Source organism: Soonwooa purpurea (assembly GCF_053891095.1).
In genome coordinates this window covers 130,481-146,407 of record NZ_JBSSMA010000008.1, presented here as the reverse complement: position 1 = coordinate 146,407, position 15,927 = coordinate 130,481, and the positions used below count along the sequence as shown (strand labels likewise).

At 34.3% G+C, this 15,927-nt stretch carries 10 protein-coding genes; 2 read left to right on the top strand and 8 right to left on the bottom strand.

The window, feature by feature from the left end; all coding sequences use genetic code 11:
• From ACVFVN_RS09405 to ACVFVN_RS09390, 4 genes are all read right to left on the bottom strand, one after another.
• Positions 1-189, bottom strand: a 189-nt coding sequence (locus tag ACVFVN_RS09405) for a hypothetical protein (protein ID WP_456235046.1), incomplete at its 3' end; no start/stop codon positions are given.
• Positions 190-585: 396 nt separating this feature from the next.
• Positions 586-2,349, bottom strand: a complete 1,764-nt coding sequence (argS, locus tag ACVFVN_RS09400; RefSeq protein WP_456235045.1) for an arginine--tRNA ligase — start codon at positions 2,347-2,349, stop codon at positions 586-588.
• A 75-nt stretch (positions 2,350-2,424) separates the two neighbouring features.
• Complete coding sequence (locus ACVFVN_RS09395; protein WP_456235044.1) at positions 2,425-3,999, bottom strand: SusD/RagB family nutrient-binding outer membrane lipoprotein; 1,575 nt, start codon at positions 3,997-3,999, stop codon at positions 2,425-2,427.
• A 6-nt stretch (positions 4,000-4,005) separates the two neighbouring features.
• Positions 4,006-6,930 (bottom strand): SusC/RagA family TonB-linked outer membrane protein, encoded by a 2,925-nt coding sequence (locus ACVFVN_RS09390; protein WP_456235043.1) that lies wholly within the window; start codon positions 6,928-6,930, stop codon positions 4,006-4,008.
• Between the two features lie 120 nt (positions 6,931-7,050).
• Here ACVFVN_RS09390 and ACVFVN_RS09385 point away from each other — a divergent pair, with 120 nt between their 5' ends.
• Together ACVFVN_RS09385 and ACVFVN_RS09380 are read left to right on the top strand one after the other, a co-directional pair.
• On the top strand, positions 7,051-7,656 hold the full coding sequence (locus ACVFVN_RS09385) for a ribonuclease HII (protein WP_456235042.1): 606 nt from the start codon (positions 7,051-7,053) through the stop codon (positions 7,654-7,656).
• Positions 7,657-7,706: 50 nt separating this feature from the next.
• Positions 7,707-10,868 carry a UvrD-helicase domain-containing protein gene (locus ACVFVN_RS09380; RefSeq protein ID WP_456235041.1) on the top strand — a complete coding sequence of 1,054 codons (3,162 nt, stop codon included), beginning with the start codon at positions 7,707-7,709 and terminating at the stop codon, positions 10,866-10,868.
• A gap of 39 nt (positions 10,869-10,907) precedes the next feature.
• On the opposite strand, the gene ACVFVN_RS09375 is transcribed toward ACVFVN_RS09380, so the two are convergent.
• The 4 genes from ACVFVN_RS09375 to ACVFVN_RS09360 form a co-directional block, all read right to left on the bottom strand.
• Complete coding sequence (locus ACVFVN_RS09375; RefSeq protein ID WP_456235040.1) at positions 10,908-12,866, bottom strand: transglutaminase domain-containing protein; 1,959 nt, start codon at positions 12,864-12,866, stop codon at positions 10,908-10,910.
• Between the two features lie 3 nt (positions 12,867-12,869).
• Complete coding sequence (locus ACVFVN_RS09370) at positions 12,870-14,759, bottom strand: DUF3857 domain-containing transglutaminase family protein (RefSeq protein WP_456235039.1); 1,890 nt, start codon at positions 14,757-14,759, stop codon at positions 12,870-12,872.
• A 36-nt stretch (positions 14,760-14,795) separates the two neighbouring features.
• Positions 14,796-15,308: a ferritin gene (locus ACVFVN_RS09365; protein ID WP_456235038.1), complete on the bottom strand. Its 513-nt coding sequence runs from the start codon at positions 15,306-15,308 to the stop codon at positions 14,796-14,798.
• Between the two features lie 102 nt (positions 15,309-15,410).
• Positions 15,411-15,734, bottom strand: coding sequence for a hypothetical protein (locus ACVFVN_RS09360; protein ID WP_456235037.1), 324 nt, complete (start codon positions 15,732-15,734; stop codon positions 15,411-15,413).
• Positions 15,735-15,927 lie beyond the last annotated feature (193 nt).

The window sequence follows — 15,927 nt, the reverse complement described above, 5'->3', positions numbered from 1 at the left end:
GAACTTCGTTCTTTTCGCATAAATCAGCATACTGTTTCTGTCATCTGTCTGCCGATTTGCGAGTGCAAAAGTAAAAACTTTTTCCAAACTGACCAAATGTTTTTGAAAGTTTTTTTTAAAAAAATTTTCAAAACTATAATCAATCTCTAAATTTATTTCTATCCTCTTCTGCGCTGCTTTTTGTTTCAAAAGTGTGGCAAAGATAAAAACTTTATCCTATTAAATCCAAATTAAATCTTAATTCTTTTTAAACTTAATTTCTAAAAGCAGCTTCTCTACCATTTTTTGGTTCTGCAAATGTAGGGCGTTTTTACAATTGATTCCAAAACTAATTAACATCCAGTTAATATTGTGGATAAATAACATCACTTAAATACTATCTATCAAATACTTATAAATAAAAAACTTTTTTCCACAACAATTGATTATTCGTGTGAATAAAAGAAGCTCGCTTTAATTGATTATATAATGTTTATCTTATAAAGTGTAATCTTATACAACCGAATGAGTACTGAATGTTGAGATACATATATATGTATAAAAAAGCTGCCAAAATTGACAGCTTTAATTTTTAATAGGCAAGAATTACATTCTATTAACAACACCGATTCCGAGTAAAGACAAGGACTTTTTAATTGTTTTGGCTGTTAAATCTGAAATTTGCAATCTGAATTGTACGATATTTTTATCTTCTTGGTTTAAGATTGGATTATTTTGATAGAAAGAATTATATACTTTCACCAAATCGTAAACGTAGTTCGCAACCAAAGCAGGGCTTAGCTGTTCTGCCGATTTTGAAATAACTTCCTTAAAATTAGAAAGTATCATTATCAAGTCTTTTTCATTTGCGTTAATTCCGTACGCTTTGGATATTTCAGCTTTCTGATAATTAGCTTTTGATAACAAAGATTGAATACGGGCATAAGTATATTGAATAAAAGGCCCTGTATTTCCGTTGAAATCTATACTTTCCTCTGGATTGAAGAGCATTTTTTTCTTCGGATCGACTTTCAGAATAAAATATTTAAGCGCCCCGATTCCTACTTTTTCATAAGATTCTTCTTTTTCTTGTTCATTAAGATGCTCTAGTTTTCCTAACTCCTGAGATTTTTCCTTGGCTGTCAAATACATTTCTTGCATTAGATCATCTGCATCTACAACAGTTCCTTCGCGAGATTTCATTTTTCCATTAGGGAGCTCTACCATGCCGTAAGACAGATGGAATAATTGCTCTGCCCAAGAATAACCTAATTTTTTAAGAATTAAAAACAATACTTGGAAATGATAATCCTGCTCGTTACCAACTGTATATATTAATTTCTGAATGTCATTATCCTTAAAACGTTCAACCGCTGTGCCTAAATCTTGCGTCATATATACGGAAGTACCATCCGACCTCAACAACAATTTTTGGTCGAGATTTTCATCTGTTAAATCCGCCCAAACTGAACCATCTTCTTTTTTGAACAGAACTCCGTTTCTAAGACCTTCTTGTATGATATCTTTTCCTAAAATATAAGTATTACTTTCGTATTGAACCTGATCGAAGGCAACACCTAATCGTTGATAGGTTTCGTTAAATCCAGCATAAACCCACGAATTCATTTTGGTCCACAAGTCACGAACTTCTTCTACACCATTTTCCCAATCAAGCAACATTTGTTGTACTGCTAACATTGACGGTGCTTGTCTTTTAGCAGTTTCTTCATCAATGCCTTCAGCAATTAATTTGGCAACTTCTAATTTTAGGTTTTTATCAAACTCTACATAAAAATTACCAACTAACTTGTCGCCTTTAAGATTTTCTGATTCTGGTGTTGTATTATTTCCAAACTTTTCCCATGCCCACATCGACTTACAAATATGCACGCCACGGTCGTTGATAATTTGAGTTTTTATAACATCATAACCATCTGCTTCTAAAATCTGTGCTACCGAAAAACCTAAAAGATTGTTTCTGATGTGTCCGAGATGAAGCGGTTTGTTGGTGTTTGGCGAAGAGTATTCCACCATTACCGTTTGATTTTTTGCTTCTACATTATCAAAATCTGAATATGTATTTTCAAAATTATCTAAAAAGAAAGTGTTATTAACTTTAAGATTTAAAAATCCTTTTACGGTCAAAAAACTGTCAATATAATCCACTTCGTTGGTAAGCTCATTACCTAATTCTAGCCCGATAGCATCTGGACTTTTCTTAAGTAGTTTGACCAATGGAAAAACCACGACAGTGAAATCCCCTTCGAAATCGGTTTTATTTTGTTGTACCTCAAGCTTAATATCCTGAACTTGGTATAAATTATTAACAATTTCAGAAACCTTCTGCTGTATACTGTCTTTAATATTCATTCTCTAAAAATATTCGCAAAGTTACGAAAATAAAAAAACCGCCCGAAGGCGGTTTTGAAATATTACTCACAAATCTTAGTTTTTATCCCAGATAAGTTTAGTATTCATTTTATCTCCTCCAATTGCTTGAGAAGCTGATTGATAGTTAGCTGTATTTAAAGTCTGAACGTTTGTTGGATAGAAAATTCTATTTGGCAAATCCGTTAAATCAGCGATAAGTGATGTAAAAGTATAGGTTGTAACCCCTGCAGCTGTGGCCGTGTTAAGGTTAGCTGTCATACCTGGTTTAAGTAGGTGGTTTGGATAACCTGTTCTTCTATATTCAGCCCATGATTCAAATGGTTGCATATACAAAGCAACATACTTTTGTGTAATTACATTCTGAGCGCTTGCTGCTGGCAAACTAGCTACGAAAGCATCAATTTTATCGCTAGCAACTCCCCATCTTTCCATAGATGCTTTAACTCCTTTTTCATAATGGGCTTGATCCCATCCATTGGCTTCACTTAGTAAGAATTCTACTTCAGAATATTCCATGAAAATTTCACTATAAGCAGGTCTCATAATTTCTGCGCCAAAGAAGCTTGATGATGGAGCTTGGCTGGAGGCCAATGTACTAGGAACACCGTAAGGCATACCAGCTATTTCGCTAATATCAGTTGCTTCCATACTTTGGTTAGATTGGTTTCTGATATTATTAACTTTAACACTTAAAGGCGCTGCATATTTGAAAATTCTTGGGTCAACCCCATAACTTCCTACTTCTCCTTTCAACAATTCAACAAAAGTTTTAGATATAGCAAAGTCTGATCTCGTTAAATAAGCACTGAAGAATGGTGATGGATTAATTAAATTATTATCATAAGTTACAGCAACATTATCAGCATTAGAAGTCATAACTCCTGAAGCAATAGCATCAGTGATATGCGCTTCAGCTCCTGGAACAGTACCTTTAACTCTCGTAGCAACTCTAAGTCGTAAAGAATTAGCGAACTTTTTAAGTTTAGTTGCATCACCTCCAAAAAGTTGATCACCAGAAACGAATACATCTTTATCAACATGAATCATATTAGCTGCCTCTTTTAATTCTTTCAGAATATCGGCATATATTTTAGCTTGACTCGCAAATTTTGGTTGTGCTGTTAACTCAATATTTAAAGCTTGGAAGTCTGGATCACTATTTCCGAAAGAATAATAAGGTACGTCACCAAAACTGTCTACTAAATTCAAGAAAACATAGGCTAACATAACTCTAGATGCGGCAACCTGATTATCATTGTCTCCATAAACAGACATTTGTGCTCTAGTTTTTGGATCTGTATTAAGATCGATAATCTTTTTATAATCCGTTGCAACATAATAAGAACGTGACCACAATTGCGTTCCACTAGTTAAACGGTATTGATATCTATCTTCTTCCGTGTATTGTCTTTGTGCAGAGTATTGAACCCAAGGCAAAATCATTCTACCTGAAACCCATTGATCTCTTGTAAAATCCATATATTCCTTATTAGCACTATTAAATAATCCTGTTGGAAGTGGACTTTGAGTAGAGTTGGGGTTGTTATCGATTTCATCAAATTTATCTGAGCAACTTGTAACTGCTAATGATAAACTTAAAACTGAAATTATTGAAATTATTTTTCTCATTTTGAATTAGAATTTGAAGTTAACATTGAATCCAAATGTTCTTGTTGATGGTAATGAACCACCTTCTAAACCTTGAATATTACCAGAACCGTAGGTTGTATTTTCAGGATCTACACCTTTGAAATCAAGATTCCATACAAATAAGTTTCTCGCAAATGCTGAGATTCTTACTGCTGAAAGTGCGTCTCCAATAATTGATTTTGGTAAATCATAACCAATCGTTAGGTCTCTTAACTTAATATAACTAGCATCGAAAACGTTTTGTCTATCAACAGTATTATAATAGGACCCCCCCCAAGTAGCAGCATCTAGCTTAATATCATTAGCTTGACCATTTTCTTTAACACCAGCTAAAATTACACCATCTTCACGATGTCCTCCTAATGCAGTTTCTTCTAACATACCAGAATACATACCCCACATGTGAGATGTTGAGAAATAGCTTCCTCCTTTCTGGATATCAAGTAAGAATGAAAGACTTAGATTCTTGTATTTAAAAGTATTACGTATACCCATATTGTAATCTGGAAGAACAGAACCTAAAACCTTAATTGCAGAAGCTTTATAGAATCCGTTTGAACCAACAACCTTATTTCCAGCATCGTCATAAACAAAATCTGTTCCTAAAATAGCCCCATAAGCATAACCAACTTGAGCCGCTAATTGAGCTCTAAATGGCGCATTTGTAAGAATTAGATTCTCTAAAGAACCATCTAACTCAATAAGTTTATTTTTGTTCTTCGTGAAGTTCCAGTTAAGATCCCAGCTAAAATCTGATGTTTTAATAGGAGTTACATTAACCATTGCTTCGATACCTTTGTTACTCATTTCACCTGCATTAATTCTCTTAGCTCCCCAACCACTTGCAGGGTCTATAGCTACAGGAATAATAAGGTCTTCTGTTTTAACATCATAATAAGTTACATCGAATCCAAATCTATTCTTAAAGAAACTAGCTTCTAGACCAATTTCTTTAGTTGTTTTCATCTCTGGCTTAATTAGTGGATTATTATATGTCGCTGGCATTGAGTATATTGGATCTCCTCCAAAAGGTGTTCCAATTGTAGTATAAGTATATCTAATATATGGATCACTACCTCCGCCAATTCTTGACCAACCAGCTCTTAACTTACCAAAAGATAACCAATCTGCTTTAAGGACATTAGAGAACACGAAACTACCCGTTACTGATGGATAGAATATGTCATCATTCAACATACTGAACCAGTCATTTCTAGCAGTAGCTTCAACATATAAGAAATCTTTATATCCTAGTGATACGGAAGCAAAAATACTTTTTGTAGCCCAATGCGTAGAAGAATTAGTAGCCTGTGCAGGTTCAACAGAGTTGCTTAAGTTATATAAATTAGGAATAATTAACCCACCTACTGAATTACCATTAAGAACATCTCCTCTTCTGTTCATATAGTTAACCCCGATTAAAGAGTTTAAACTTAAATCTCCAAAATTGTCATTATAATGTAATCTACCTTCGTAGTTATATTCTGATACATTTCTTTTTTGGATATTAAACTCTGCAGGTGCTGCAGACCCAACTGCTACTTGAGATGTAATTGTTTGACTATAAGTATCACCATACACTTTTGCACTTAGATATACTTTCTTAGAGAAGTTATAAGTAAGTCCTGCATTACCGTAAAAACGATCTCTTCTATCAGCAGATGTATTTTCATAGATCGTCCAATATGGGTTGTCTGAGAACAAAGGTGTTGGATCATCCCATGCCGTTCTGTTCCATGATCTTTGAGCACCACTAGCCAGCTTATAATCCTTCAACTTGTACATGTCTAGTTGACGTTGTCCCCATTGATAGAATTTTTGTGCTACTGAGTTATCACCATAACCTTGCTCAGGTCTGTTATAACCTTCTGTTCTAACAAAATTAAAAATAGCTTCAGCTTTTAATTTTTCAGAAAGTGTAGTATTTAAATTAATACTAAAGTTATCCTTTTTAATATCAGAATTAGGCACTATACCATTAATTTTAGTATTCGTGTATGACAATCTGACATTGGTATTATCAAAAGATTTAGAAACCGAGAAGTTATTGGTATAAGTAGAACCTACTCTAAAGAAGTCATCAACATCTTTGTTCGGTGCAACCCAAGGAACAGCTTTCATATAATCTGATGCAAATTCAGGATCAAATGCATTCCAAGGAAGGTATAATAAATTTGGGTCATATTTTGGTCCCCATGATTCATCATAGCTATAATCAGCTAAATTATACATTGTACCATTAATATCTTGTTGTGCTAATGCCATTTCGGCACCACCACCATACATTCTTTGTAATTTTGGTCTAATGTTGATCGTCTCAAAAGCAACCCCAGTGTTAAACTGAACCTCTGTTCTTCCTCTTTTAGCAGATTTAGTGGTATAGATAATCGCACCATTTCCCGCGCGGGCCCCGTACAATGCAGCTGCAGGGCCACCTTTTAGAACCGTTACAGATTCAATATCATCTGGGTTGATATCAAAAGTTGCATCACCATAGTCACGTCCACCAGCTCCTCTCTGAGTGTCAACACTGTTAACATTCGAGTTATCTAATGGCACACCATCCACGACGATAAGCGGTCTGTTTTCACCCGTAAGTGAACTAACCCCTCTCATTGTAATTCTTGTAGAACCTCCCATTGAAGAAGGAGCAGTTACTTGCACACCAGCTACATTACCAGATAATGCACTAACTGCGTTAGTCTGACCTGCATCAGACAAAACTTCACCCTTAACTTCCTGAGATGCATAACCTAAAGATTTTTTCTCTCTTTTAATACCTAGTGCTGTTACAACAACACCTTCGATATCGGTTTGCTTCAGCGTGTCGCTCGGTTTAGTTTGCGCAGATATCATTGCAACTGAAGAGCTTAACACTACTGCTAAAACGCTAGCTGTTAATTTTTTCATATCAAATTAAATTTTTCAATAAAACAAATTTGCAAAACTTTCTGAATATAAACAATAAAAAAGTTAAAAAATTCTTAATTTTTATTTAACAAATACTTCAATTATTAATAAATTTGCCAAATGAACACAGAAGTAAAACTTTCTAAAAGTTTCACAAATAAGCTAATAGAAGCCGGTTGCGATGAAGTCGGAAGAGGCTGTTTGGCCGGTCCTGTTGTCGCTGCTGCGGTTATAATCGATCAAAATTTTAACCAAAAATTCATTAAAGATTCAAAAAAATTAACATTTAAACAGCGAAATGAGCTAGATTCTTATATCAAAAACAACGCTGTAGAATATGCAATTGCAGAACTTCCGCCAGAATACATTGACAAACACAACATTTTGCAAGCTAGCATTCACGCCATGCATCTGGCACTCGACAGCCTCAAAACAAGACCAGAGCTTATCTTAGTTGACGGCAATAAATTCAATCCTTATAATGACATTCCTCACCATTGTTTTATAAAAGGGGATTCAAAATTTTTGTCTATCGCAGCATCATCAATTATTGCAAAAAACTACAGAGACAAATTGATGATAGACCTCGCAGCACAATATCCACAATACGCTTGGGAGAAAAACTTCGGCTATTGTACCAAAGCCCATCAACGTGCTTTGATGGAATTCGGGCCTACAATTCATCACAGAAAATCTTTCAGACTTACCTACAATATAGAAGACTAAATTTTGAAGATTTCCAAGTTTAGGCTAAATTGTGCCTAAATTTCTTCAGAATGCAAAATTCTTATCTTGTCATCAACGCATCGGCTGGCTCTGGCAAAACCTATAGTCTTGTAAAAAACTTACTGAAAATCTGTTTGCGTTATCCCAAACAAGCCGATAATATTCGTCATATTTTAGCTTTGACATTTACCAACAAAGCAGCCAATGAGATGAAAGAGCGAATTCTCGAATGGCTGCACGCATTTACAAAAGAAAATTATACAGACAACCCCGAATTACAAAGCATCAAATCAGAATTTGACCAAGAAGGTGTTCATATAAGCATAGATGATTTGCACGATCGTGCTAAACAGGTTTTAGATTACATTTTGCACCATTACTCGACTTTAAATATTGGCACGATTGACAAATTCAATGCGCGTCTGGTAAGAAGTTTCACTTACGAATTGGGACTTGCTCAAAATTTCAATTTGGAAATGAATCCCGAACCTTTTTTAATAGAAGCTGTTGACCAATTGCTCAATGAAATTGGTGATGAAAATCAGGTTTCTGAAGCTTTTATGGATTTTGTCAACTACGGCTTGGACAACGAAACGAGAATTAACATTAATAAAAATCTATACGATTCTGCAAAAAAATTCATTAGCGATACACATTATGAAGCACTTTCCGAGAATAAAAATTTCGAATGGAAAGCTTACGAACTGAAAAAAGAAGAAATACGAAGTCAGATAAAAAATGACAAACACCAATCTTTGGTTATAGCGAAAGAAATTATCCAAACATTAGAAGCACAAGATCTTAACATAGAAGATTTTTCTGGAGGTAATGTCGGAAGTATTGCCAAATTCTTTCATGAAGTCGTTAAATTTTATCGGGACGAACGCGATACATTTCCACTTCCTGGCAATGAGGAAAAAGCCTTAGCAAATTTCAACAAAGGCGCTTCTGCAAAAGGCAAGAAACGAGATGCTGACATCCAGGCATTGTTGTCAAAATTATTGGAAATTCGGCTGGAACTTATCGCCAAGTATATTAACATCGAACGAAATAAAAAAATACTTGACGCACTGCTTCCTCTAAAAGTGAATGCCGATATACAAAACAAACTAAAAGACATCGAAACCGAAAACGACTTGGTTTTGTTATCAAAATTCAATGTGCTGATTAATGAAAACCTAAAATCGGAACCTTCGTCATTTATATATGAAAAAGTCGGCACGCAGTTTCAGCATTTCTTTTTTGATGAATTTCAGGATACTTCAAAAATGCAATGGGAAAATTTCAAACCTTTGCGAGACAACGCCATTGCGAGTAACAATACAAGTTTTAGTTTGGTCGGCGATCCTAAACAAAGTATTTACAGATTCCGTGGTGGCGAAAGTCAGTTGATGTTGGACATTATCAGCCATAACGAAGAGGTTTATCAGAAAGCAGAAATTGTCAATCTGGAACACAATTGGCGAAGTGCAAAAAACATCGTTGACTTCAACAACCAGCTGTATTACAGTATTTCTCGAGATCTGAAACCCATCCATCAATATATTTTTGGTGAAGCGGCAACACAAAATGCACAATCCAAAATCAATGGTCGCGTGCGGGTCAACCTCATCGAAAATGATAAAAAAGAAATCTACTATCTAGATACGGTTGTCAAAATGCGCGATGACATTCAGAATTGTATTGACAACGGATTTGAGTTTTCGGACATTTGTATCTTATGCCGAGGAAATTCGGACATTTTCAACTTTTCGGATCTTTTGGGACAACAACTTGTAGATTACAAAGGACAACAACAATACATCAAAAGCATTTCTGACAGCGGATTAACCATTGGATTATCTTACACTATAAAAGCTTTAATCGAATTTTTAAATTGGAAAACACATCCCAACAATTTTCAATTTTTCATAAAAAACTTATATTACCTCAACCACATTGGTCGAATAGAAATAAAAGACTTTACTACAGAAGTTTTATACATTCTCGAAACTAAAAACTTCGATGAAATTAATGCTAAATTAAAAGCAAAATACAATCTAGACCTTAGTTCAGAAAATATTTTGAACTTAAACCTCTATAACTATATTGAACATTTTTTACAAACATTCTCCGTCGAAAATAAAGAGGTTGACTTCTTATTAAACTTTCTGGAAATGCTGTTTAATTATACTCAAAATGCGGGTGCAACCATCCAAGATTTTTTAAAATATTGGGAAGAAGAAGGCATTAACCAAAGCATACAAGCCAGCGAAAACATCGACGCAGTCAAAATGATGACCATACACAAATCCAAAGGTTTGGAATTTCCGGTTGTGATGCTCCCGATGCGCAACGAAAATAAAGATGCCAAATTCTCGGAATGGTTTGATCTTGGAAGTTCTGACGAGCTGAAAAAAGTTAATATTTCTGGATTCAACCAAAAACTTTTGGAGTACGACAAAGAGATGTTAGCCTTTAACCAAGACAATGAATATAAAAATAAAATTGATCGGTTTTGCCTACAATATGTTGCGACCACGCGCGCGGTAGAACAGCTTTATCTTTACTTAGAAAAACCAAACAAATCAGCTAATCATCTTGAAATTTTGGATTTTATAGAAACTAAAAAACCAGTTTCTGCAAATGATGAAGCGGTAAATGAATTCGATCTTTATCCTATCGACGAATCGGATTTAAAAAAGCAAAAATACAAACCTAAAAACACCGTTGAAAAGCTATCCATCAACGCATTAACAAAAGAAAATAAGAATCCTGATTCTATAAAAATAGCCACACCTAGCAAAAGTTATCAAAATAGAATTGAGAAAGTTCGACTTGGTATTTTTGTTCATGAAATTTTGGCTAAAATAAAATCAAAATTGGATGTTCAGCAGGTTTTGGAACGTTATGAGTTGGAAGGACTTTTCACTTCTCAAGAACGCATAGAAATAGAAAATAGAATTTTACAAATTGTAAATTCTGACGAATATGGCAAGTATTTTCTCCCAGAGACGAAAAGCATCAACGAGCGCGATATTATGATTTCTGAAAATAATGAAATAAAGGTTTTGCGTCCTGATCGACTTTTAGAAACAGAAAATGGTTTTATTATCATCGATTTTAAAACTGGAGAAAAAAAAGATGACCATCAAAAACAAATTGAAGCCTACAGACTTGCATTTGAAAAGCTTGGAAAAAAAGTTTTAGAATGCGTTTTGATTTATGTTTAAAAACAAAAAAGGACTTAGAAAAATCTAAGTCCTTTTTTGTTACTTTTTAGAAACCGTTACCACTTGGGCTTCCATATTGGTTATATGGTCAAAAACTTGTTTGAAAGCTGGATAATATGCCGCTGGAAAAATAGGATCATCAACAGAAACAGTCGATTCTACAGTTAACTTATTTCCCGATTGTGTTACCACATAATTATAAACAATCGAATTATCTTCTGTGCGGAATTTTTTTGATTTCGGAAGATTTTCAAAAACATAGCCATCTGGCAATTCGATGTTTACTTTTTTAACACGGTCATAACCAGAAAGCATTTCTATAGGCGATCTTCTTGCATCTTCCTGATCGAAATCGTGATTTTTTCGGTACAAAAATAATAACGGATTAAAGACGTATTTTCCGTTAATACCATCTACAAAACTATCAGCATTAAAATTGAATTTCGTAATAAAATTCCCGTTTTCTTGGCGCTCGCCTTTCATATTTTCTATTGGGAATTTATAATCTTCCTTATAATTTTTAAAATAGTCGTCGGCATCTTTCTCATAAGATTCTGTAGAGGCTAATGCGTACAACTTCGTATCTATATCCGAAAAATCGCCCGAAAAACTAATGTCGGTATTGAATTTAGCATTCACAATTTGCGTTGTCGAACTTTTCCCATCGGGTACAATATTAACCTGCACGCCTTCTTTCTCGCGGATAAGGTAGCCGTAATAATTATAAGCTCTTGGTGCTAAAACATTGGCTGAAGAATATTTTGACGTGCCATCATAAAACTTAAGATTTCCAGCAATATCTACAGAAGCCAACACATAATTAATCTGAGACAAAGACGGCGAAATAAAGTTAAGAATACCGCGCTCTTTAGTCGGAAGAATAACAGGATTCGCTTTGAGATCGGCACTTCTCATCAACATTGTTAATAACAAATTAATTTCTGCTGAATTTCCGATTTTCTTTGAGATTAAATTACGAATGCCGTCTTCTGTCCAACCTGTAACTTTCTTGTTCCAAGTATAATTTTTTTGAACAAATTTTAAAATAGCATCTGCACGAGCTGCTTCATTGGGAATAGATTTAATATCAGAAGGCAACAAATCTCTTACCGCGCCCATTTTCCCAAGCTCGATTCCAAAATCGTCTTCTTTCAAAATTGTTTTTCGAAGATCTTCCCAAGTCACAGAATATGATTTGAAGCCCCCTCTTACTTCATTCACGTTATTTCCATCTGTAATCGGAAAATTGGTACTTGCTAATTCTGCGCGAATCGCTGTACGATAGTTATCAACATTGTAAACGTATTTTTCGTCTTTATAAGCTTTAATATTTTCATACGCATATCTCACGGTTTTGTAACTTTCGCCATACAAATGTCTTTCGCCAACATCACGATGCGTTGGCCCTAGAGAACCTTGATAATTAACGCTATATCCTAGATAATTGGGAAAGTCAAAAACATATTCAAAATACTTAACAGGTACCGACGCTTCTACCATAACACGCGGAATCGCATAATAAAATGGTGTACTAAATTTGTACTTATATTCTAAGACAGAGCCATTTTTAACATTTGCAAAAGCAAATTTCAGGATATCAACATTTTTGGTTTCGTTGGATTTGAATCTAGATTCTTTATCAATATTTGTTGTAACAACTTTACCGTTTTCAAAGTTATAGGTTGCAGCTTTCAATCCGCTGACAGACTCGCGGTCGCCACCATTATATCTGAGAGGAATCTCTACATTTAGAAATTCTTTAGCATTATTTTTATCATAAATTTTAACTCTTTTGATAACTTCGAGTGTCATATATCCCGTATTATCAATTAAAAAATGATAAGCATTAAATAATATTTCGGCAGGCGCTTTGGGATCCGAAGTATTGGCAGTCGCTATAATGTCGTTTTGATCAAGTTTTGGAATATTTAAGAATTTATGTTGTCCAAAAAGCATTGTCCCAAACAACATCGCTGTCATTAGTATATTTTTTTTCATAAATTAAATTTTGTTTAATAATATTTTCGCGTTATCTGTGGTGTTAATTTTTTTTCTGAATTCTTGGTAAGCCTTAATTTGTTCAGGTTGCAACAACATTTTGTTAAGTTTCATCTGTCTTTCTACTACGACTTTCCCTTCTTGGTGACTTACTAAAAGTTGATATTCTCCAAATTCTGATGTCAACTTTGTTGCCTCGGGAATTGTTGCAATTGTATAATTTTGAGGAATACTATATTCAATCTCATAATGATCGTGGTAAGCAAACGGAATTTCCACTGGGCTAAAGCGCTCTTCGGAAGAATCTAAATAAAATCCGCTTTCAATAAACGGAACGACGCTGAAAAACATATCATCTCCCATTTTTTTGGAATAGTTATTCGCTTTAAAATCAAAATTAAGATTCAGTTTTGCTATATCGCGGTTATTGTCAACTTTCTGAATATTCAAATCTTGGAATTTCAGATTCGAATATATCGATTTCAAAGCATTCTTTTGATCATCTTTTGCGGCATTCGCCATGAATAGCATATAATCGTACAATCCGCCTGTAAAATTAAAATCAGCAACACCCGCTATCGAGTTATCTTCAAAAATTTTAGCGGATAATTTTAATTTTTCGTGGCTATCTTCGGTTTTATAGGTCGGCGTATCCATCAACTCTATACCATCTTCTTTAACCAATAGTACATTTCTGTTAGTATTATTAATCCCGATATGGTTAAAGGCAATATTTTGAGATGTATTTTCTAGCCATACATTTCCTTTCTCTGTCGGAACCATTAACACAATATGATTGCCTGCCATTTTAGGAAAATCTGCATCAAATCTTTTCGGTGTAAAATCAGAATTAATAATGGCATAATAAGCGGGAATCCCCGCTGCTTTCAACAAAACACGCATATAGTTGGTAAGACCTTTGCAGTCGCCATAACCTTTTCTTCGCACATCATCCGCAGGCAATGGTTGCCAACCACCAATGCCGATAGCAACGTTGACATAGCGCGTTTTATTTTGCATATATTGATACAGCGTTTTTACTTTTTCCGAAACGGTGCCTTCAAGCTTAAGATCATCAACTTCTTTTTGAATTTCTGGCGTTATCGTGGAGACTGGTTCTAGCAAAGTATTATACCAAATTCCAAAATCTTTCCAAGTTGTTAAATCTCCTTTTTTGCCAGCCAAACTAAATTTCTCTAAAGAAAATTCAGTCCGTGGTATTAATGTATAAATACTCGGAGCGTATTTTTCTTGTTTCAAAGCAGGAACATTGCTATACGAAAGCGTAAACTCGTTTTCGGTTCCGGATTCTTCGAGTTTGGCATACGACACTGGATTTACTTTTTTACGAAGCTTAACACCCGATTTATTAATAAGTTTTAATTCTGCTTTTTCTGTACTGACATTGGTTGTACGATACGGCATAAACTCTGGGATAAAAGCTGTACTGGAAGTAGTTAGCTCATAAGTTTCTTCTATGGTATAAGGATAATTAGAATTTGTAATTTCTAAATACAAAACTCGATCGTCTGTGTATAATCCAGAAGAGCCTGTACTACTTACATCTTGAAAATCACTTTTAGAATAAGATTGAATTTGCTTCCCGAACTCATCAAAAATCTTGATTTTCACACCACTTATCCTATCAAATTTATCATAATGAATGACCACATTGGCGTTTTTCTCTCCCGATTTATTGAGGATGGTTGTCGCTTTATTGTATTTGATATTGAGATTATCAAATGCGGATATCGTATAGATTTTAGAATCTTTTCGAATAACAGTAGTGGCATTTTTCCGCAATTCTGTAGGAATATTTGCGACCTGATATTGTTGCGATAAAAAATAACCACAACTAATACTAGCTGAGGCTATTAATATTTTTTTAAACATGTTGTGATTTGGTAGTTATTTAGGTTTTAAAATAAATTAAGCTGCACCATTGTCTGGTGTGAAGACACGTTGCGCCAATTCTTGATCAAAAAGATACATTGCGGACGGATTGTCCTTAACTCGATTAATTTTCGTAACCAAAAGCGATGCGCTGGCTTCTTCTTCCACCTGCTCGTTTACAAACCATTGCAAAAAAGTTGTGGTTGCAAAATCACTTTCTTCTGTTGCTGCTTTCACAATACTGAAAATGCTTTGTGTGACTAATTTTTCATGTTCAAAAGCTTGTTCAAAAATCTCTTCTGCACTATTGAAATTATGGGGTGGCGCATCCACTGTGCCCAAAATAACTTTTCCGCCAATATTGTTGATATAGTCAAACATTTTGTCGGAATGCATTAACTCTTCTTTGGATTGTACTCTAAAGTAATTCCCCATACCTTCTAAATCTTGAGCGTAACACCATGCAGACATCGATAAATACAACTGTGCCGCATATTGTTCTTTTGTTATTTGCTCATTAATAAGTTTAATAATTTTTTCCGAAACCATAATATTTTATTCTAGCTTCAAATATAATAAATATTTAACTTTATTTAACAAAAAAATAGGAGTAAACGCTTGTTCACTCCTACTCTTGATTTTGCATATCAATTATTTAGCTGTCTCCATTTTAGCTTTTCTAATTTGCTTATGTTCAGCCATTTTTTGTTTTTTCATTTCTTTCCATTTTGTGTATTGCTCTGGTGAAAGAATTTGTTTCATATCCTCATCACTTTTTTGCATTTTTGTTTTCATCTCTTGGCGTTGCATTTTCATTTCTTCTGCTTTTGCCGCTCTTTTTTTGTCTTGCAATTCTTTGATTTTTACAAGTTGTGCATCTGTCAAACTAAGATCTGTTTTCATCTTTGCTAAACGTTCTTGTTGTTTGGCTTCATAGTTTTGATGTTTTGCCTCTGGATTTTTAATTTTTGCCATGGGCGTTGTTTGCTGTGCGAAAGCGAAAGTTCCCAATACGACGAATGCTGAACTTAAAATCATTTTTCTCATTGTTTTAAATTTAAAAGTTAATTTTATCATTATGTCTTTTAGACAGCTTAATTTTATTAAAGTTAAATCATTAAATATTAAAATTTGTTAAATTAATTTCAAGCATAACTAAATTAAAATG